The following is a 19296-nucleotide window of genomic DNA, read 5'->3' as shown; positions in this document are numbered from 1 at the left end:
GGAGGGCGGAAACATGACCGCACCAGCAGTGACTCTTCCGCAGGGCGACCTGCGGCTGTTGGAGACCGACGTGGCGCAGCGCCTGCTGCACGGCAAGGAGTTGGCCCGCCTCGCGTACGTCGCCGCGGACGGGACACCGCGCGTGCTGCCCGTCATGTTCCACTGGAACGGCGAACAGATCGTGGTGTCCTCGTTCGCCGGGGCGTTGAAGAACAACGCGATCCGCGCCCGGCCCGCCGTGGCGTTCACCATCGACACCAACTCCCACCCCCGGAGATCCTGCTGATCCGCGGCCTGGCCGAGGTCACCGACGTGGACGGCGTCACCGAGGAGTTCAAGCTGGCCAACTACCGGTACGGGGGTCCCGAGTTCGGGGCGTCCCGGATCGCGGAGGTGGACCACCCGGGCACCCGGATGGCGCGCATCGCCGTACGCCCGAGTTGGGTCGGCGTCATCGACTTCAAGACGCGCTTCACCGGGGGCCGTACCGCCGAGGAGTTCCTCCAGCGTGGCCGGGACGGCCGGCCTAGCTAGACCCGGCCGGGACTTCCGCCAGCGCGACCGGCGCGGTGGGGGAGTCCCACAGGACGGCGCTGTCGCGGGCCAGCTCCGCGACAGCCCGCTCCACCGAGTCGGGCTGATACAGCCACGAGATCCACCCGTTCTCGGCCAGCCCGTCGACCGTCAGCTCGCCGTACTTGGCCAGCAGGTAGCGGACCCGCAGCTTGAGGTCGTCCAGCTCACCCGGCGCGGCCAGGACCTCGGGCGGCAGCCAGCGGGCGAGGTCAACCGATCCCTTGGCACCGATCCACAGCTCGTTGCCGATTCGCCGGGACTGCCGGTACCGCCCGAACGCGCAGTGATAGTAGGGCCGTTGGGCATCGTGCAGCATTACCACGCCGTCGTCGGTGACCAGGCGGCTCGCCTCGATCAGGCAGCGGCGGCGTTTGCGCCCGTCGACGAGCACCGCGTCGAACGATGTGCCGAGCCGGGCCGGTGCCGCCACGTAGTCGTCCAGGTCGACCAGCCGGTCCTGCGCCCGCTCGTGCGGAATCAGGCCGCCGGCGTCGTAGACGATCGCGACCAGGCCGCGCGCCGGAAGACCTCCGTCCAGCCCGCGGGCGAGGTCGCCCGGACCGTCGACCCTGATCACGTGGACGTCGGACCAGAGTTGGAGGTACGGCGCGACGCGCTGGTCGAAGAAGCCGCGGTCGTACTCGACGGTGACCCAGAGGAAGTCACCGAACTCGGCCAGCCGCCGGGCGAAGTAGAGGGTGCTGAGCCCGCTGCCCCACTCCAGGATGCGCGGAAGGCCCTGGCCGCGGCGGACCACGGCGAGGAAGACCCTTTCGGAGATCTCGGCGTCGAGGAAGCTCATCATCGCCTTGGGGCTCGGGCAGCCGCGTGTCATCGCGTCGATGCCCGCCTGGTACCGGACCGGGTCGGTGATTCGCAGCATGTGTCCCCCTGAGGATGTCGGCGATGCCCGGGATCCGGTCACACGGGTAGGACCTGCGCCGGTGGCATCGCGGTCGAAAGGTGACCGATGAGCCAGCCGGGCAGTTGGCCCTCGTGGAGGAGGTCCTCGGCCACTGCCTTGGTGACCGGGCTGGCGAAATGGATGTGGGCGGCGCCGCTGGGCACCTGGAGACGCTCCGCCAGCCGGGTCCGTTCCCGCTGGTAGCTGTCCGACTCCCGGCCGCGGGCGCGGAAGTCCTCCACCTCACGCATGATCTCGCGGAAGTTCACGTCGGGCACCGGCGGCGCGTAGCACTCGAACAGCCGAGCGTCGTGGTCCACCCCCGTCGTTTCGCGTTCGAGCAGGCGGACCAGCGTCCAGTGGTACTGGTCGCTCCAGCCGAACCGGCGGTCGGTGTCGTACCCGTGCGCCCGCAGTTGGCGCAGCAGCTCGAAGCGGCCGGTGGGCGGCTCGGGGTATCTGGTGATGAGCGCGTGCAGCATCCGGGCGGGGCCGATGAAGCCGCCGCTATTGAGGTACGGAAAGCGGCCCACCGGCGGGCCGTCGTGCAGGGCCAGCCCGACGATTCCGAGCGGCCAAGGATTCACCTCGGCGCTAAAAACCACCGGCTCGGAGAAGCTCGCGTACGCCGCCATGATGTGACGCTCGTCGCGAATGAACAACGCGTCGTAACCGTCGGTGAACAGGACCAGCTCGTCGCTGTCCCGGACGGTGGACAAATACCCGGCAAGCGCTGCCCGCTTATCCGCCAAGCCGAATGGCGACGTCTTCGGATTCAGGACGACAAGGTCCATTCCGAAGGCGTGACAGGACGGCACGAGTAGCCGTCGGAGAAATGTGTTCTCCAAGTCGGTGGCAATGGTGACTACCTTCACCGAACTCTCCCTCCCCCCACGACGGCTCACCCGACGGTGTCATCCGTCGGCCGTCGCGGACATCTCCCGGCGTGCTGGATCACCGGACAGCAGGTGTGCCTTCGCCATCCTGCGGATCGCGGACATGGCGACGTCGAGCAGCACCGCCCGGACCACGGCGGCGGCCCGGTCGGATCGGCCGACGTCCTCGGTCGGGACCAGGCCCAGTTCCTGCTCGGCCAGCCGCTCCGCCGCGTCGGCGTACGGCGTGAAGAACTCGACCCCGCAGTCGCATCCCAGCCGCTGCAGCGACGACAGCACGTGGATGAGGTGCGCACGGCCGGAGGTGTCGTGCTCCACCTGCCAGCCCAGAGACTTGATGAATCCGTCGACATCGTTCTCGGCACGCCGGACGCCGTCCGGATCGCTGAACGCCGGGTCGTCCGGGAACAATGCCTGGTTGAGGACCTCGTACAGGTCCGACAGCGGTAGCGTCTCGTCCTCGATGGCGGTCAGCAGCTCCCGCACCGAGGACAGGTCGAGCTGTCCCATGATCGTCAATGCCCGGATCAGGCCCAGTCGGCGCAGGTGGCCGTGGTTGTACTCGGCCTGGTTCCGCCCGGTCGGCGTGCCGGGCGGCAGCAGTCGTTCGCGTACGTAGAACTTGATCGTCGCCACCGGTACGCCGGTTTCCCTGCTTAACTCGGAAATGCGCAATTGGTCCCCCGCTCTCGACGGCCATCGTGGCAGTTTCCCATCGAGCACCGTCAGCACAAAGGGCCGAAGTGGCACCGTTGGGCGACACGCCCTAGGCGGCCGGTCGCCCAACGTGAGCGGGCAGCGGCGTGACCGTGTCCGTTGCGGACGCCAGCGCCGCCTGCCGGGCGTCGAGGAGCGCGAGCAGGACCGGCGGGTCCAACTCCCGCGCCGGCTTCAACGCCACATCCGCCCTGATCACGTCGCCCTGGCGGATCGTCACCGGCCCGTGGGCGGCCACGGCGACTGCCCGCTTCGTCGGGTCCACCAGGTCGGCTGGCTCGTCGATGAGTGACTGGGCGAGCAGGTACCAGGACCCGGGCGGTACCGCGTCGAAGCGGTACGGTCCCGGACTCGGGAGCACCGCACACCGCACGGGCCGGCCCTCGGGAATCCGCTCGGGGAACAGCCCGATGAAAATCGGGCCGAGCAGCTGCTCAGGCGACCAGACGTGGCCGTAGGCTCGGGCGGTGAAGGGCTGGCCCGACCGTTTCGCGGCCTCGGTGGCGATGTGGGGCGCGTAGCCGGCGAGCCGGCGGTAGTCGCTCGGCGGCATGCCGATGCTGCGGGTGAAGCGCGAGCTGAAGGTGCCCACGCTGCTGTAGCCGACGCGCATGCAGATGTCCGCGATGCTCAGCGACGTGGACACCAGCAGGTGTTTCGCCTCTTGCAGCCGCAACGCGGCCAGGAATCGTCCGGGGGATACACCGGTGGTGCGCTGAAAGACCCTGGTGAAGTGGAATTTGCTAAAGAAAGCCTCGCGCGCCAGATCGTCTACCGACAGTTGTTCGCTGAGATTTTCCTGCATGATGGCGATTGTGCGCTTGACGGCCCGCTCAATTCGATCCTCCATTTTTCCTCCCTCGATCGGAGCGTGCTTTTTCGACCGTGAGCTGGCATACTGAGTCCAGCTCCGAAGAGGTGGTAGAAAGAGAGCTTTAATCCCCCGGTGGCGTACTTAGGTACCCCCTGCCGGTGACGCAAGATTACCGATCTGGTGGATCTTTTGCAACGGTCGACTCCGCTGGTCGCGTTGTTCCGCAATCGGGAAGATGATTCCTCGGGAAGTCGCGACCATTTGTCCATTCCTCGACGCCGGAGTCCGGATAGTGCGGAGTCTAGTTTCGATAGCGGAAATCGCTAATTCGCAATCGCCGGAACCGGCGGCACGTTTACAACACCAGCTGAGGGCCGAGCCGTGAGGCGGGCGTGGAGGTCGCTGCGTCTCGCAGTGAGGATTGTGGACCGCGCAGGGTGAGGCCGCGGGAGCGACGGCCCGGACCACGACGGGCGTCGCGGTAGCTCAGAACTCGATCCTGAACCTAACCTGATGCCACGTGAACGCGCCGACGTTGACCGATACGGCCAGCGTCGGCGCGGACCCACGTGGGTCAGGATGCCGCCCAGGTCAGATGTGGTTCTCCTTCCACCTCTGTTCCTGTCCGCCCGTGAAGCGCCAGAGGACGATCCATGTTCCGTTGGCCGAGCTGCCGTTCGCGACGGCGATCACCGCGCCCCAGTAGAGATTCCGCAGGTACCAGCCCTTGCCCGCGCCGGCGGAGATCTTCTCAAAGACTTTGTCCGACGACCCGCAGGCGTCCTGCCACAGCTGGTAGCCCTGAGGGAGGCCGTGTATGCACTTGCCGCTGTTCAGATTCTTGAGCATGTGGTCGTCGGTCCAGTACCAGAGTTGCTCGGGTGGTCCGGAGCGCAGTCCCAACTGACGATTTTGGCGTTGGTGAGCTGACTGGCGCCGGCCACGGCCATGCAGCGGTCGTCGAACGACCCTTCGCCGTTGAAGGCGATCAGCTGGAAGGGGCCGGACACCGCTTCGGCGCGCAGCGGGTTCACCATGGTCAGTGCCAGGATCGCGGTGGTGGTGAGGGCGAGGAGCCGAAAGAGTCGGGATCGGACGGTCGTCATGATTGCCTCCTGTTCAGTCGCGGTGAGTCTCACGGCGATCAGGCTTGACTACTGGGTTTGCCATTTGTTTGCCATCCGCGCGACGTCGTCGACTGGCCACTTTGGACGCGGCTTGTACACTCCCGGCCCAGGGCAATGATCTTCAAAGGGAGGGCGTCTTGCGAAGGATATCTACAGCCGCAATGTCCGTGTTGACCATCATCGGGGCCGTTGGCATCGTCCCCGAACCGGCCGGTGCCGCGACCACGATAGCGGCCGTTCGCCCCCGCATGAGTGAAGCCAACGCGGTCAACAACGCTGGCCTGGTCGTGGGCTGGTCGGAAACCTGGGCGGGAGAAGACAGCATCGGCCCCGCCCACGCCGTCGTGTGGTCACCGACGGGATCGGCGTACGGGCCGGCCCAGGACCTCGGCACCATGGGCGGCCTCGTGAGCCGGGCGAACGCCGTCAACGACCTCGGTGAGGTGGTCGGCTGGAGCCACGATGCCAGTGGTGTCGTGCGCGCCTTCCTGTGGTCGAGCGCGCTCGGCCAGATGACCGATCTCGGCGGGTTGCCCGGCGCCACCGCCTGCCAGGCCAAGGACATCAACGACCGTAGCCAGGTCGTGGGCATCTGCACCGTGCCGCGCGGGTCCAACATCGAGCAGCGCCCGGTCCTGTGGTCCGATGGGCAGATCACCGACCTGAACGCCGGCCAGGGCAGCGCCTGGGCCATGGGCATCAACGACCGCGGCGAGGTCGTCGGCGCCTTTGACGGCTATCTCGTGCTCTGGAGTGGCGGCGCACGTATCTCGCTGGGCGAGATCGTCACCGGCTCCGGGGACATCAACGACCGGTCCGAACTGGTCGGCAACTTCGGCGATATCAACGGTACGCATGGCCGGCTCTTCACCCGCGGGCCGCAGGGCTCGTACCAGGAAACCGACCTCGGCACCATGGGCGGCAGCACCACCGCGGCGCTCGACATCAACGAACGCGGTGAGGTGGTTGGCTGGGGCTACACCACGGTCGCCACCCGCGGCTTCGTCTGGGACCGGGGCACCCTGACGGACATCGGCACCCTCGGCGGCACCAACAGCTACGCCTACGGCATCAACGACCGCGGGGAGGTCGTCGGCCAATCGCACCTGCCATCAATGGCGACACACGCCTTCATCTGGTACCGCGGCACGATGACGGACCTCGGCATCTTGTAACCCCTGACGAACCGCCTTCCCGTGATCGGGAAGGCGGTTCTACTGTGGACTCTGATTCGAGGTGTACGCGATGTGAGAGCGCTGGTGGCCGCTGATGATGTCGGCGTACCGGTGGCCGCTGGCCTTGATGGTGCGTCGCTGGGTGTCGTAGTCCACGTGCACCAGGCCGAACCGCTTGTCGTACCCGTACGCCCACTCGAAGTTGTCCAGCAGCGACCAGACGAAGTAGCCGTCGACCGGTACACCCTTCGCGGCGGCCGCCGCGACCGCGTCGATGTGCTGTTCCAGGTACGCGGTGCGTTCGGTGTCGTCGACCGCACCGGCCGGGGTCAGCTCGTCGCGCCAGGCCGACCCGCTCTCGGTGACGGTGATCCGCGCCGGCCGGTAGCGCTCGGCGACCGAGACGAGCAGTTGCGTCAGGCCGGAGGGGTACATCTCCCAGCCCATCGCGGTCTCCATCGAGCCGGGCACGGGGATCTGCCGGGCGTACGGCGCCGGGCCGTCGGGGTCGTCGACGACGAGTTGGCGGAAGTAGTAGTTGAGCCCGAGGAACTCGGTCGGGGTGGCGATGTGTGCCAGGTCGCCGGGGCGGACGGGCGGCTCCACGCCGTACGTCTCGATCATGTCGGCGGGATAGCCCAACCCGTGCAGAGGGTCGAGCCACCATCGGTTGGTGTGCCCGTCGGCGCGTACCGCCGCCGCGACGTCCTCGGGCCGGTCGCTGCCCGGCTCGCAGGGGCTGGGGTTGCAGACGATGCCGATCGAGGCCGGCCGGGCGGCGGCGGCCCGGATCGCCGCGGTGGCGAGCCCGTGGCCGAGCAGTGCGTGGTGTCCGGCTCGTACCGCCCGGCCCAGTTCCCGCTCGCCCGGTGCCATCTTCCCTTCCAGGTGGCCGATCCACGCGATGCACAGCGGTTCGTTGACGGTGACCCAGTCGGTGACCCGGTCGCCGAGCGCACCGGCGACGACGGTGGCGTAGTCGGCCAGCGCCTCGGCGGTGGCCCGTTCGGGCCAGCCGCCCCGGTCCTGCAGCGCCTGCGGCAGGTCCCAGTGGTAAAGCGTGACGAGCGGCCGGATGCCGGCCGCCAGCAACGCGTCCACGAGCCGGTCGTAGAACGCCAGTCCGGCCCGGTTGACCTGGCCGTCCCCGTCGGGGATCACCCGCGGCCAGGCCACCGAGAACCGGTACGCCTGCACGCCGAGCCGGCGCATCAGGTCGATGTCCTGCGCCCAGCGGTGGTAGTGGTCGCAGGCGACGTCGCCGTTGTCCGCGTTGTCGATGGCACCGGGGATCCGGCTGAAGGTGTCCCAGATGGACGGTTGACGGCCATCCGCGGCCACCGCGCCCTCGATCTGGTACGCCGCGGTGGCGACACCCCAGGTGAACTCGGGCGGCAGCTTGGCTAGGTCCGGCACGCGTGACTACCCCTTTCTCTCACTTGACTGCGCCGGCGGTCAGGCCGGCCACGAAATAGCGCTGGAGCATCAGGAAGCCGGCGACCACGGGCACGCTCACGACCAGCGACGCGGCCATGACCTGGTTCCAGTAGACGTTGTACTGGGTGGAGTAGCCCTGCAGCCCGACCGCGAGGGTGCGGCTGGTCTCATTGGTCATGACCGAGGCGAAGAGCACCTCACCCCACGCGGTCATGAACGCGTACACGGTGACGGCCACCACGCCGGGCACGGCCGTGGGCAGGATGACCCGGAAGAGGGTACGCAGCGGGCCGGCGCCGTCGACCTGGGCTGCCTCGTCGAGGCCGCGCGGGATCGAGTCGAAGTAGCCGACGAGCATCCAGATCGAGAACGGCAGGGAGAAGGTCAGGTACGTGATGATCAGTCCGGTACGGCTGGCGTAGAGCGCGATTCCGGTGGCGTTGCCGAGGTTGACGTAGATGAGGAACAGCGGCAGCAGGAAGAGGATCCCGGGAAACATCTGGGTGGACAGCGCGGTCACCGTGAAGATCTGCCGGCCGCGAAAGCGGTACCGGCTGACGGCGAACGCCGCGAAGATGGCGATCGCGACCGAGATGAGCGCCGCGACGCCGGACACCACCAGGCTGTTGACCAGATACCGTCCTAAGGGGACGGTGCTCCACATGTCGATGAACGCCTGCGCGCTGGGCCGGCTGGGCAGCCAGGTGAACGCGCCCTGCACGTCGCGCAGCGGCTTGGCCGCCGACGTGATCATCACGTAGAGCGGCGTGACCGTGAAGGCGGTGAGCAGGCTCAGCACGACCCGCCGGGCCCAGCGTTCGGCGGCGGTCTCACGCATTCTCCCTCCTCCGGTTCGTGACGAGCAGGTAGGCGGCCGTCACGAGCAGCAGGAACAGCAGCAGCGCGACAGACATGGCCGAGCCCTGGCCGAAGTTCCAGGTGATGAACGAACTGCGGTAGATATGGATGGAGATCAGGTCGGCCTGGTCCGGCGCCGACCCTCCGAAGAGGACGAACGGCGTGTTGAAGTCGTTGAACGTCCACAGGAACAGCACCAGGATCAGCACCTGGTTGACCGGCCGGAGCATGGGCAGCGTGACGTCCTTGAGGCGGCGCCAGAAGCCCGCGCCGTCGATCGCCGCGGCCTCGTACATCTCGGCCGGCACGTTTTGCAGGCCGGCCATGATGCACAGGAACGCGAACGGCCAGGACCGCCAGACCGAGACGACCAGCAGCGCCCAGAAGCTGTTCCCGCCGATCAGCCAGAACGGCGGATCGTCGACGGCACCGGTCGCGGTGAGCACGTGGTTGAGCAGGCCGGTGTCGCGCTGGAAGATGAACGTCCAGGTGATCACGGCCGCGTACACCGGCAGGGCGTATGGGGTGAGAAAGAGCGTCCGCAGCAGTGCGCGCCCGGCGAAGGGGCGCTGCAGGAACACGCCCGCGGCCAGGCCGAAGACCCAGGACAGGCCGACCGAGGCGACGGTGTAGAGCACAGTCACCCAGAACGAGTGCAGCAGTTCCTCGCCGGCCGCGCCGTTGACGTCGAGCGCGGTCCGGTAGTTGTCCAGCCCGACGAAGGGTGCGGTGGACCAGTCCCGGATCTGGAACTGGGTCAGCTCCAGCAGGCTCATCCAGACCCCGACGACCATCGGTACGACGTGGACGAGCAGTTCGAACACGATGGCCGGCAGCAGCAGCAGGTACGGCAGGCTGGGGCGCTGCCGCCGTGCCGGCGCCGTCGTGGTGGTCACTATCGCGGTCCCGCTCAGCCGGCCATCTGCTCCTGGGCCTTGCTGAGCTTTTCCTTGACCGAGGCATCGGTGACCGGCTTGCCGCTGGCCGCGTCCGCGAAGAGTTCCTTCATCGCCGTACCGACGAGGGTCTCGAACTTGCTCTCGTCGGCCACCTGGGGCAGCGGCGCCGCGCTCTGCGCGAGCACGCCGGCCAGCACCTTCTGCTCCTCGGCCTGGAACGCCGTGTCCGCCGCGACCGTGGTGACCGACGGCAGCGACCCGTAGACCTTGTTGAGCTGGATCTGCTCCGCGTCGCTGGTCATGAACTTGACGAACTGGAGGGCGGCGTCCTTGTCTTTGGTGTGTTTGAACACCGCGATGTTGATGCCGGCGACCATGCTGTTGACCTTCTTGCCGCCGGCCGGCGGCGTGGCCGGGAACGGCACCGGCGCCACGCCGTACTCGTCGGCCGCCATGCCCTGCGCCTTGAACGCCGAGCCGGCCGCCTGCCACAACAGCATGGCCGCCTTGCGGTTGGCGAAGTCGGACACCGACTGGTTCTGGGCGTACTCGGCGTTGCTCGGGTTGACGATCTTGTCGACGGCCATCAGGTCGATGTACCGCTTCACGGCCGCCACGTTCTGCGGTGTGTCGAAGGTCGGCTTGCCGGCGCTGTCGAACCACTCGCCGCCCCACTGCTGGCCGAACGCGAACGCGTGGTGCGAGTTCTCCGAGATGTTGGCGCCCTCGACCGCCAGGCCCCACTGCTTGCCGGTGGTCAGCTTCTTGCCGACCGTGACCAGGTCCTCCCAGGTCGCCGGCGGGGCGGTGACCCCGGCGTCGGCGAACATCTTCTTGTTGTAGTAGAGCGCGTACGCGAGGCTGTAGAGCGGCACGGCGGTGGGCGGCTGGCCAGGCGCGCCCGCGGCGGCCAGCGCGGCCGGCACGAAGCGGCCCTTGCCGCCGACGGCTCCGATGGTGGCGTCGTCGAACGGGATGAACGCGCCGGTGGCCTGCAGCGAGGCCGACCAGGTGTTGCCGATGTTGACCACGTCCGGGCCCTGGCCCGAGGTGGCCGCCGCCAGCAGCCGGTTGAGCAGGTCAGACCAGGGGACCACCTCGACGTTCACCTTGATGCCGGTCTGCTGCTCGAACTTGTCCAGCTCGGGCTGGAGGGTCTGCTTGTCGAACTCGAGGCTGGCGCCCTGGTTGCTGGCCCAGTAGGTGAGGGTCTTGGCGCCGCCGGACGAGTCGTCCGAGTCGCCGCACGCGGTCAGGGACGCGGCCAGCATCGCGGCCGCCGCGGTCACTGCTAAGAGTCGTCGAGACACGAGAACGCCCTTCCGAAGTGGGGGTTACATCAGGGCTTAAATTACGACGTCATTAAAGTATGTTTCCAGTGGGCGCGTCAAGGCATGACGCCGTACAGTGACTTGCTCAGACAGAGGCGGTGGGTGACCCTGGAACGCACGACGAACCGCACCGTACGGCTGCGCAACCGGTCGGCGCTGCTGTCGAAGCTGTTCCTGGAGGGCCCGCTGACCCGCCAGGACCTCGCCCGCGGCACCGGCCTGAGCCAGCCGGCGGTCAGCAACGTCGTCGGTGAGCTGATCAGCGCCGGCCTGGTCGTCGACGCCGGCGCTCTGGAGTCCGACGGCGGCCGGCCCAGCATGAGCCTGCGCGTCGCGCCCCGCTTCGCACTCGTGGCCGGCGTCGACGTCGGCGAGACCCGGGTCCGGGTCGAGCTGTTCGACCTGGCGATGGCACAGCTGGCCAGCGCCGACTACCCGCTCGACGCGCCGAAGCCGGACCCGGAGACCGTGGTGCGGCACATCGTCGCCGGGCTGGCCACGGTCGTCGATCGGGCCGGGGTCCGCCGCTCGGACCTGCTCGGCGTGGGCGTGGGCGTCTCCGGCGTCGTGGTGCAAGGCCGCGAGGCCGTGGTCTACGCGCAGACGCTCGGCTGGGACGGCGTACCCCTGGAACGCATGATCCACGCGGCCGTCGACGTGCCGCTGTTCATCGAGAACGGCGCGAAGACCCAGGGCCAGGCCGAGATGTGGTTCGGCGCCGGGCGCGGCGCGCGGCACGCCGTCTTCGCCCTGGTGGGCTCCGGCGTCGGCGCGGCGGTGGTCACCAACGGCGCCACCTACCGCGGCGTCGCCAGCAGCGCCGGCGAATGGGGACACACGACCCTCGTGTACGGCGGCCGCGCGTGCCGCTGCGGCGCCCGCGGCTGCCTTGAGGCGTACGTCGGCGCCGAAGCGATCATCGAGCGGTACCGGGAGGCCCGCCGTGGCCGCGCCGTGCCGGGCGCCGACGAGGAGTCCCAGATCGGCGCGCTGCTCGCCGCGGCGGACCGGACCCCGACCGCCCGCCAGGTGCTCGACGAGACCGCCGGCTACCTCGGCGCCGGCGTGGCCAACCTGATCAACCTGTTCAACCCCGAACGGGTCGTGCTGGGCGGCTGGGCCGGCCAGGCCCTGGGCGCGCGGCTGCTGCCGGAAATCCGCAGGTCCGCCCAGCAGCAGGCACTGCGCAAGCCGTTCGAGCAGGCCACCATCCAACTGGGCCAGCTGGGCGTGGACGCGGTGGCGCTGGGCGCCGCCACGCTCCCGGTGGCCCACCTCCTCGCAGCCGGCGGCACGCGGTAGCCCCTGACGCGTACGCGTACGCGTACGCGTCAGGGGCTACCGCGTGCCGATCAAGGCTTTTCCCGCCGATCAAGGGCAAACGGTCGTGCTTTGATCTCCGATCCACGACCGTTTGCCCTTGATCGACGGGAAAAGCCTTGATCGGCGCGGAGGTAGGAAGGCACTACGTACACTGCTGCCGGTGGAGGCGAAGCGGGCGACGGTACGGGACTTGCGCCGCCGTAACCGGGCGGCGCTGCTGTCGCGGCTCTATCTCGACGGCCCGATGAGCCGGCACCAGCTCGCCGGCAGCACCGGCCTGAGCCCGGCCAGCGTCAGCAACGTCATCGGCGAGATGATCGAGCAGGGCCTTGTCGAGGAGGCGGGCGCGGTCGACTCCGACGGCGGCCGGCCGCGGGCCCTGCTGCGGGTGCGTCCGGCGTACGGCTACCTCGTCGGGGTCGACGTCGGCGAGACCCGCGTGCGGGTCGAGCTGTTCGACCTGGCCATGACCGCGCTGGCCAAGGCCGACTTTCCGGTGGACTCCGCACGGCCCGCGCCGGACACGGTCGTGCGGCACATCCTGGCCGGCATCGAGACGGTCACCGGGGCCGCCGGGTTGGATCGCGGTGACCTGCTCGGCGTCGGGATCGGCGTGCCGGGCGTGGTGGAGCAGGGCGCCGAGGCGGTCGTGCACGCACAGACGCTCGGCTGGGACGCGGTACCCCTGGAGGCGATGCTGCGCCGCGGCACCGATGCCAACCTCTACGTCGACAACGGCGCCAAGACGCTCGGCCGGGCCGAACAGTGGTTCGGTGCGGGGCGCGGCGCCCGGCACGTGGTGGTCGCCCTGGTCGGCTCCGGCGTGGGCGCGGCGGTGCTGGCCGAGGGCGTCAGCTACCGGGGAGTCAGCAGCAGCGCGGGGAGTGGGGCCACACCACGATCGTGTACGGCGGCCGGCGCTGCCGCTGCGGCGCCCAGGGCTGCCTGGAGGCGTACGTCGGGGCCGAGGGTGTGCTGGACCGGTGGCGGCAGGCGCGACGCGGGCGGGCGGTGCCGGGCCCCGACGAGGAGTCCGGCATCGCCGCGCTGGTGGCCGCCGCGGACCGTTCCGAGGTGGCGGCCCGGGTGCTGGCGGAGACCGCCGGCTACCTCGGCGCCGGCCTCGCCAACCTGATCAACCTGTTCAATCCGGAGCGGGTCGTGCTGGGCGGGTGGGCCGGGCTGGCGCTGGGCGGCCGGCTGCTGCCCGAGATCCGCCGCGCTGCCGCCGCGCAGGCGCTGCGCCACCCGTACGCCGAGGCGTCCATCGAGCTGTGCCGGCTCGGGCCGGATGCCGTCTCGGTGGGGGCGGCGACGCTGCCGATGGCTCGCCTGTTGAGCACCGGCGGCGCCGCTTAAGTGCATGGAAGGGCACCTTGTTATCGCTTTTTGCATAACAAGGTGCCCTTCCATGCACTCAGGCCGGCAACGTCCACTTCTGGTTGGCGCCACCGGTGCAGGTCCAGATCTGCAGCCTGGTGCCGTCGGCCGAGCTGTTTCCGGTGACGTCCAGGCACTTGCCGGCGTACACGCTGGTCAGGTCGCGGCCCGCGGTGTACGTCCACTGCTGCGACGTGCCGCCGTGGCAGTCCCACAGATGGGTTTGGGCGCCGTCGGCCGTGCTCGGTCCGGCGATGTCCAGGCACTTGCCGAGCGCGCGGAGGGTGCCGTCGGCGCCGCGGGTCCACTGCTGCGCGGCGGTGCCGTTGCAGGCGTAGAGCTGGACCGGGGTGCCGTTGGCGGTGCCGGCGCCGGCCACGTCCATGCACTTGCCGGCGAGGCCGGTGATCGGGCCGGTGCTGCCACCGCCGGACTGATTCCCGGACCAGGTGAAGGTCGCGGTGGTGCGGGCCGGCAGCGTGTACGTGAACGACTGTCCACCCCAGACGACCCGGACCGACTGGGCGCTGGTCCCTCCATTGTGGGCGATGAGCGCCTTCGACCCGTCGGTGTTGCGCCAGGCGACGTTCTGCACGGCGGTGTTGTTGGACTCGATCCGCTGCGCGCCGGGGCGGACGAACTTGGTCAGGTGCCCGGTCGTGTAGTACTCGATGGTGTAGTCGACCTGGCCGGCGCGGGCGCCGCCCTCCTGCACAGTGATCAGGCCGGTGCAGGTGCCGCAGCCGCCGTTGTGCGGGCCCATGAACTGGTTGAGCGCCAGGCTCCACTTGACGAGGCTGCCGCTCCAGTTCCGGGCGTAGTTGACGATGTCGGCCAGGTCTTCGTTGTGCTGGTTGCCGATCCAGGTGCCGCCGGAGTGTTCGGTGCTGAACTGCGGGACCGCCGGGTACTGGTTGTGCACCTGGGTGCCCACGGCCGGGTCGCCGAAGTAGCCGTGCCAAGCGATGCCGCCGAAGAGCGGGTCGTTGCGCAGCGCGGCGTCCGCGAGGATCTGGCCGCCGAAGTTGGGGTAGTCGCCGTAGTTCCAGTCGTGCACGAGCACCTTCGTGGAGATGCCGGCGGCGCGGAAGGCCGGGAACACGTGGTTCTTCGTGAACTCGATGAGCCCGGAGGCGTTCCAGCTCATGCCCGGATAGTTCATCGCCGTCGGGTTGCCGGCCTGGCAGCAGTTGGGTTCATTCTGGACGGAGACGTAGGTGACCGGGATGCCGGCCGCCTGGTACGCCTGGACGTACTTGACGAAGTACTGGGCGTACATCGGGTAGTACTCCGACTTCAGCCAGCCCATCTGGTCCATCCGGCCGTTGTCCTTCATCCACCCCGGCGCGCTCCACGGTACGGCCTTGACCCGCAGGGCCGGGTTGAGCGTGCGGGCCTGCCCGGTCAGCAGTCGCACGTTGGTGTCGTACCCGTTGGTGTTGAAGTCGTTGAGGTTGCAGCAGGTGTCGTCGAGCGAGACCATGCCGGGCCGGGACAGGTCGGAGGCACCGATCGGGTTGCGGACGAAGGACAGTCCGATGCCGTCGGTCGGGTGGAAGAGCCGGCGCATCACCTCGTCGCGGGTGGCCGCACTGATCGGCCCGCCGCGCAGCAGGTACGCGGTGGTGTCGGTGATCGAGGCGCCGCCGCCGTCGAACTGTTGGTATCGGACGTTCTCGTTCACGGTGATGGTGTGCGTGGCGGCCGGGCTGGTGGCGGCGAACGCGATCGGCGCTTGTTGCTGCAGGCCGCGGGTGACGACGCGGCCGCCTGAGTCCGATGTGGTGGTCAGAGCGATGTTCACCGTTTCGTTGGCCGCGTACGCCGCCGGGGTCACCGCGAAGGCGGTCACCGCGGCCGTGCACAGCGAGAGCAGCGCGACTCCTGTCCTGCGCATCAGGCAACACTCCTAACAGATCGATGTGAGTGACAACCTACGCGCATATCGGTACTTAATTCAAGGTGTAAATCACCCCGAGCCCGCCTGCGGCGCTCCATGATCGCCTCGGGTGGCGGCGAGGGTCGCACGGGCCACCCCTGAAATCGCAATGACCGGTCAGCGAGGACGTTTACGAATTGTGCCGACCGCTAAAGGTGCTCGCGAATTACGGTTTCTCAGAAAGAGTTAGAAAAACGACCTCGTGGGGACAACATAGCAGGTCAGACGGTGTTTGGATGGTCGAGAATTAAGTAAGACATAACCATTCTAAGTCGCGAAATAGGGCCCTGAGAACGTAATCTTCCTGACCGAAAGAAAGGTGCGTTCGATGAATAGGCGAATCCGCGCAACGACACTCCGTCCGATGGCTGTCGTCCTCCTGGTCAGCCTGGCCCTGGCCGGCTGCAAGAACCCGCCGCTGCGCTCCGGCGCCCCTGGCTCGTCTCCGTCCACCGGTCTCGGGCACGCGACCGGAAGGGCGACGGTGCCACCGTCCGCAACGCCGTCCGCCGCGCCCTCGGCATCGTCCGCGCCGGCGCCGACCCCGTCGGGCAGCCCGGTGGGCGGTGCCCCGGCCGGCGGCTGGGTGCCGGTGGCTCAGACCGCATGGCGACAGCAGCTCAAGGTGTTCAACGACACCGCGCCCAAGCCGGTGCCAGGGGAGTCGTGCGGGTCCCCGAGTTCCAGACCAACTGCACCGTGTCCAACGAGGCGCCCGATGACCCGATCGTGCTGCCCGGCCTAGCTGGCGCCTCCCACATGCACACCTTCTTCGGCCCTGTCGTGGACGCCACCACGACCACGGCCGACCTGCTCGCGCGCCGCACGACCTGCGACGCGCCCGGAGACAACAGCGCCTACTGGGTGCCGCAGCTGATGCGTGACGGCAAGCCCGTCAAGATCAAGAGCTTCCGCGTCTACTATGGCGCCCGAGTCAAGGACCCGTCGAAGGTCGTGCCGTTCCCGCCGGGCCTGGTGGTGGTGCAGGGTGACGCGAAGCGACAGGTAGCCACGCGAAACGGCGGCAGCGGCGAATTCTGGTGCGCCGGTAGCGCCGAGATCGGGCGCAGCGCGGACGGCAACTGGCCGATCTGTGCCCCCGGCGGCAACCTGATCTTCCAGCTGGTGTTCCAGGACTGCTGGGACGGCAAGCACATCGACTCGCCCAACCACAAGTCACACATGGGCCCCATGAAGGACGGCCGATGCACCGGCGAGTATCCGGTCGCGGTGCCCAACCTCTCGTTCATGGTCAACTACGAATCCCTGGGCGGTGACGGCCTGTCGCTGTCCTCGGGCATGGCGTCCTCCATGCACGGCGACTTCGCCAACGCCTGGAAGCCGGCGAACCTCGGCGCGCTGGTGAAGGTCTGCATCGTCGCGAGCGCCAAGTGCGGCACCACACCTAGCTTCGGCTGACACCACCCGGACGGTGGCCCGCCTCCAGGCGGGCCACCGCGCCACCCATTCCGTCCAACTGGCTGAGCTCCGCGGTCCGGGCCTGCCGTATCCGGCCGGCGAGCTCCTTCAGCACCGGGCTGGCGCCGGACGTTCCCACGCCCCGGCACAGCAGCACGGTCTGCTCCAGGTGCGCCCGAATCAGGGCCACCGCCCGGGATCGCGTCTCGGTGGCGGGCGCCGCGCGCAGCCCGGCGAGGCGGGCCTCGGTCACCATGCCGGGCATCTGGTGTCCCTCGTGGACGTTCTGCTCCGAGGTATTGCCGGCGGCCAGAATCGACCGCATCTCGCGTACCTCGCTCCGGTGCTCGACCCGCATCCTGCCGGCGAGGGCACGCAGCGGCGGGTCGACGTCCGCAGGCCTGGAGTCCAGGTAGTCGAAGAGGGCGATCGCACCCTCGGTCATCGGGATCACCAACTGGATGAAGGCGTTATCGGTGCCGTTGAGTACCACCGGTCCGGTCGCTGGCGGGGTGGGGGGACGGCCCCAACCCTGGGCGAGAACGACGGCCAGCGTCGTCGCGACCAGGGCGGCGACAACGCCGGCGATCCGCCAGATCGGCCCGGTCCGGTCAGCGGGCGGCTTGGAAGGCACGTCCGACCGCGGTGGTCTCGGTGGCGCCGCGGAAGAGGCCGCTGCGGTCCTTGTCGGTGGCGGGAAGACCGAACCAGGCGTAGCGCTCGACGTAGGGGAGCGCGGCGAGCATGGTGGCGGCGGCGGTGAGGAAGGCAGCCTGCTGCTTCTCGGTGGCGAAGACCTGCCGGCCGTCGACGAACCGGATGAGGGCGAACTCGGTGAGCCAGATGGGCTTGCCGTAGCGCTCGTGGACCGCCTCGATGTACTGCCGGAGCTGGCCCGTGGCATTGGCGGTGGTGAAGTCCGCGCCGTACCAGTGCAGGGTGATGAAGTCGACCCGGTGGCCGCGCGTGCGGGCCCCGGTCATGAACCGGTCGAGCCAGCCGCCGGGGTCCGCGGCGCCCCAGGCGACGCCGGGGCTGCCGAGTGTGCTGCCGGTGGCCATGAGCCGCGGCCACAGGTCCAGGGCCCGTTCGACGGTCATGTCCGCCTGCCCGGGCAGGTCCGGCTCATTGAAGCCGAGCAGGTACGGTCCGGCCGCCTTCGCCCGTGCCAGTTCGGTGCTGGTGACGTTCTCCTCGGCGCGGATCATCGGCACGAACGTCGCCCCGCGGGGGGTGGTGATGCCGGGGTGCTGGGTGCCCCAGGTGTAGTACCAGCCGGCCTTCGAGTTGGCCAGGGCCTGGCTGACCCCGGTGAAGTTCCACACTCCGACCCCCTTGCGCGGCGAACTGACCGCAGGCACAGCCGGCGCCGCCGTCGTCGGTCGCGTGCTCGGCGACGGCGTGGGCGACGGCGCCGCGATCGAGGCGCTGGGCCTCGGGGCCGGCGCGACGTACGTCGCCGGCGGCGGATCGTCCGACCTGGTCACGACCACGGCTGTGACGCCGAGAACGATGGCGGCTGTCCCGACGACGAGGGGTGTAAGCAATCCTCGTGGTCGACTCAGCAGCGCGTGGCGCCAGGCGGCCGGCGTCAGGGCCGAGCCTTTGGCGTGAAGGGCGATGCCGGCGGGCACGGGCAGCAGGGAGATACCCGCGAGCAGGCGCTCGATCGGCACCAGGGCGCCGCCTTGGCGTCCGCAGGACGGGCAGTCCCGCACGTGTCGGGCCAGGCGCTTGCGCCACAGTGGAGTGGGCACGCCGTTCCAGCCGGCGGTGACCGTGCGCAGGGCCGGGCAGCCCTGGTACGCACGCAGCGCCCGCACCACGGTCCGGGAGCTCTGGATCTGCTCCTTCATCCGGTGGATCCGCACCGCGAGGTGTCCGGAGGAAAGGCCGAGCGCTTCGGCGACATCGGTACGGTCGAGATCGCCGGTCTCCTCCAACCACCACAGCGAGAGCAGGTCCTGGTCGTCCGGGTCCAACCAGCGGGTCGCCTCGGCGACCTCGCGCCGTTGCTCGGTGAGACCGAGCCGAAGGATGGTCAATTCGGCGAAGTCCGAGCCGAGGTCGGGCACGTCTTGGGCGGCATCAAGCCCGGCGAGGCGATCGCGGATCACCCGTCGGCGCTGCTCCCAGTCGCGTATCTGCCGGATCGCGATCGCCGCCAGCCAGGAGCGGTACGCCGTCGGATCGTGCAAGTCGGACAGGTGGCGCACGACTCGTACCAAGGTCTCCTGAACCACGTCGTCGACATCGGCGTGGCCGCGAAGCGCTCGCCCGACGATGTTGTAAACCAGTGGGAGCGATCCCGCGACCACGTCATCGAGTGCCTGCTGGTCCCCGTGCTGGGCCGCGACGACCAGCCCCGCGTCGGGTAGCTGCCGGCCGGTTGACGCCATGTCTCACTCCTCCTGCGGACCCCGGTCGCCCGGGTCCACTCCGGGCAGGTGCTCTCTAAGCGGAGACCCGTGGGAGCGGACCCGGATTACCGAATTCAGCCA

At 69.1% G+C, this 19296-nt stretch carries 19 protein-coding genes and 1 pseudogene; 7 read left to right on the top strand and 13 right to left on the bottom strand.

The features are described 5' to 3' along the window. Positions 1-13 precede the first annotated feature (13 nt). A complete protein-coding gene (locus Prum_RS49190; protein ID WP_218576998.1) occupies positions 14-286 on the top strand; it encodes a pyridoxamine 5'-phosphate oxidase family protein in 273 nt (90 codons plus the stop codon). Positions 287-312: 26 nt separating this feature from the next. Beyond that, a complete protein-coding gene (locus Prum_RS49185) occupies positions 313-534 on the top strand; it encodes a hypothetical protein (protein ID WP_218576997.1) in 222 nt (73 codons plus the stop codon). On the opposite strand, the gene Prum_RS03630 is transcribed toward Prum_RS49185, so the two are convergent. The 6 genes from Prum_RS03630 to Prum_RS03605 form a co-directional block, all read right to left on the bottom strand. After that, the gene (locus Prum_RS03630; protein ID WP_173073929.1) at positions 527-1459 is read right to left on the bottom strand and encodes a hypothetical protein; all 933 of its coding nucleotides are present in this window, start codon (positions 1457-1459) and stop codon (positions 527-529) included. The two genes, Prum_RS49185 and Prum_RS03630, sit on opposite strands and share 8 nt — an antisense overlap. 38 nt (positions 1460-1497) lie before the next feature. Beyond that, positions 1498-2355 (bottom strand): glycosyltransferase domain-containing protein, encoded by an 858-nt coding sequence (locus tag Prum_RS03625; RefSeq protein WP_443094356.1) that lies wholly within the window; start codon positions 2353-2355, stop codon positions 1498-1500. 39 nt (positions 2356-2394) lie between these two features. Further along, a complete protein-coding gene (locus tag Prum_RS03620) occupies positions 2395-3099 on the bottom strand; it encodes a MerR family transcriptional regulator (RefSeq protein ID WP_281368834.1) in 705 nt (234 codons plus the stop codon). A gap of 43 nt (positions 3100-3142) precedes the next feature. After that, positions 3143-3943 (bottom strand): helix-turn-helix domain-containing protein, encoded by an 801-nt coding sequence (locus Prum_RS03615; protein ID WP_173073923.1) that lies wholly within the window; start codon positions 3941-3943, stop codon positions 3143-3145. 555 nt (positions 3944-4498) lie between these two features. After that, a complete protein-coding gene (locus Prum_RS03610; protein ID WP_173073922.1) occupies positions 4499-4756 on the bottom strand; it encodes an RICIN domain-containing protein in 258 nt (85 codons plus the stop codon). After that, positions 4741-5013, bottom strand: a complete 273-nt coding sequence (locus Prum_RS03605) for a hypothetical protein (RefSeq protein WP_173073920.1) — start codon at positions 5011-5013, stop codon at positions 4741-4743. The genes Prum_RS03610 and Prum_RS03605 overlap by 16 nt, the downstream gene beginning before the upstream one ends. Positions 5014-5114: 101 nt before the next feature. Here Prum_RS03605 and Prum_RS03600 point away from each other — a divergent pair, with 101 nt between their 5' ends. After that, a complete protein-coding gene (locus Prum_RS03600) occupies positions 5115-6209 on the top strand; it encodes a hypothetical protein (protein ID WP_173073918.1) in 1095 nt (364 codons plus the stop codon). Between the two features lie 39 nt (positions 6210-6248). Here Prum_RS03600 and Prum_RS03595 read toward each other — a convergent pair whose 3' ends face one another. The 4 genes from Prum_RS03595 to Prum_RS03580 are packed head-to-tail and all read right to left on the bottom strand — an operon-like array spanning position 6249 to position 10713. Further along, a complete protein-coding gene (locus Prum_RS03595) occupies positions 6249-7625 on the bottom strand; it encodes a GH1 family beta-glucosidase (RefSeq protein WP_173073916.1) in 1377 nt (458 codons plus the stop codon). Between the two features lie 19 nt (positions 7626-7644). Then, a complete protein-coding gene (locus Prum_RS03590) occupies positions 7645-8484 on the bottom strand; it encodes a carbohydrate ABC transporter permease (protein ID WP_173073914.1) in 840 nt (279 codons plus the stop codon). After that, positions 8477-9400: a carbohydrate ABC transporter permease gene (locus Prum_RS03585; protein ID WP_246277622.1), complete on the bottom strand. Its 924-nt coding sequence runs from the start codon at positions 9398-9400 to the stop codon at positions 8477-8479. The genes Prum_RS03590 and Prum_RS03585 overlap by 8 nt, the downstream gene beginning before the upstream one ends. Before the next feature lie 14 nt (positions 9401-9414). Continuing rightward, the gene (locus Prum_RS03580) at positions 9415-10713 is read right to left on the bottom strand and encodes an ABC transporter substrate-binding protein (protein ID WP_218576996.1); all 1299 of its coding nucleotides are present in this window, start codon (positions 10711-10713) and stop codon (positions 9415-9417) included. Between the two features lie 123 nt (positions 10714-10836). Between Prum_RS03580 and Prum_RS03575 the strand changes: the two genes are divergently transcribed. Beyond that, positions 10837-12036 carry an ROK family transcriptional regulator gene (locus tag Prum_RS03575; protein ID WP_173073912.1) on the top strand — a complete coding sequence of 400 codons (1200 nt, stop codon included), beginning with the start codon at positions 10837-10839 and terminating at the stop codon, positions 12034-12036. Positions 12037-12301: 265 nt separating this feature from the next. Next, positions 12302-13416, top strand: a pseudogene (locus Prum_RS54875) (ROK family transcriptional regulator). A gap of 58 nt (positions 13417-13474) precedes the next feature. Here the strand turns inward: Prum_RS54875 and Prum_RS03565 are convergent. Next, positions 13475-15334 carry a lectin gene (locus Prum_RS03565; protein ID WP_173073910.1) on the bottom strand — a complete coding sequence of 620 codons (1860 nt, stop codon included), beginning with the start codon at positions 15332-15334 and terminating at the stop codon, positions 13475-13477. 406 nt (positions 15335-15740) lie between these two features. On the opposite strand from Prum_RS03565, the gene Prum_RS50805 reads away from it, so the two are divergent. Further along, complete coding sequence (locus Prum_RS50805; RefSeq protein ID WP_246277620.1) at positions 15741-16121, top strand: hypothetical protein; 381 nt, start codon at positions 15741-15743, stop codon at positions 16119-16121. Between the two features lie 14 nt (positions 16122-16135). After that, positions 16136-16795, top strand: coding sequence for a DUF1996 domain-containing protein (locus tag Prum_RS50800; RefSeq protein ID WP_246278520.1), 660 nt, complete (start codon positions 16136-16138; stop codon positions 16793-16795). On the opposite strand, the gene Prum_RS03555 is transcribed toward Prum_RS50800, so the two are convergent. Then, entirely contained in the window at positions 16782-17429 is a 648-nt protein-coding gene (locus Prum_RS03555) for a DUF305 domain-containing protein (RefSeq protein WP_173073908.1), read from the bottom strand. The genes Prum_RS50800 and Prum_RS03555 overlap by 14 nt on opposite strands. Further along, a complete protein-coding gene (locus Prum_RS03550) occupies positions 17407-19194 on the bottom strand; it encodes a sigma-70 family RNA polymerase sigma factor (RefSeq protein ID WP_173073906.1) in 1788 nt (595 codons plus the stop codon). Before Prum_RS03550 ends, Prum_RS03555 begins: the two co-directional genes overlap by 23 nt. Positions 19195-19296: the final 102 nt, after the last annotated feature.

This window comes from Phytohabitans rumicis, from assembly GCF_011764445.1.
Taxonomy (GTDB): domain Bacteria; phylum Actinomycetota; class Actinomycetes; order Mycobacteriales; family Micromonosporaceae; genus Phytohabitans; species Phytohabitans rumicis.
The sequence above is the reverse complement of the archived record's forward strand: the minus strand, read 5'-3'. Positions and strand labels throughout refer to the sequence as shown.

What these genes read in the sequence shown, in the direction of transcription:
- Prum_RS49190 (WP_218576998.1), top strand. Translation starts at nt 14, where the DNA reads ATGACCGCACCAGCAGTGACTCTTCCGCAGGGCGACCTGCGGCTGTTG.
- Prum_RS03630 (WP_173073929.1), bottom strand. Translation starts at nt 1,459, where the DNA reads ATGCTGCGAATCACCGACCCGGTCCGGTACCAGGCGGGCATCGACGCG.
- Prum_RS03615 (WP_173073923.1), bottom strand. Translation starts at nt 3,943, where the DNA reads ATGGAGGATCGAATTGAGCGGGCCGTCAAGCGCACAATCGCCATCATG.
- Prum_RS03610 (WP_173073922.1), bottom strand. Translation starts at nt 4,756, where the DNA reads ATGCTCAAGAATCTGAACAGCGGCAAGTGCATACACGGCCTCCCTCAG.
- Prum_RS03605 (WP_173073920.1), bottom strand. Translation starts at nt 5,013, where the DNA reads ATGACGACCGTCCGATCCCGACTCTTTCGGCTCCTCGCCCTCACCACC.
- Prum_RS03590 (WP_173073914.1), bottom strand. Translation starts at nt 8,484, where the DNA reads ATGCGTGAGACCGCCGCCGAACGCTGGGCCCGGCGGGTCGTGCTGAGC.
- Prum_RS03565 (WP_173073910.1), bottom strand. Translation starts at nt 15,334, where the DNA reads ATGCGCAGGACAGGAGTCGCGCTGCTCTCGCTGTGCACGGCCGCGGTG.
- Prum_RS50805 (WP_246277620.1), top strand. Translation starts at nt 15,741, where the DNA reads ATGGCTGTCGTCCTCCTGGTCAGCCTGGCCCTGGCCGGCTGCAAGAAC.
- Prum_RS50800 (WP_246278520.1), top strand. Translation starts at nt 16,136, where the DNA reads ATGCACACCTTCTTCGGCCCTGTCGTGGACGCCACCACGACCACGGCC.
- Prum_RS03550 (WP_173073906.1), bottom strand. Translation starts at nt 19,194, where the DNA reads ATGGCGTCAACCGGCCGGCAGCTACCCGACGCGGGGCTGGTCGTCGCG.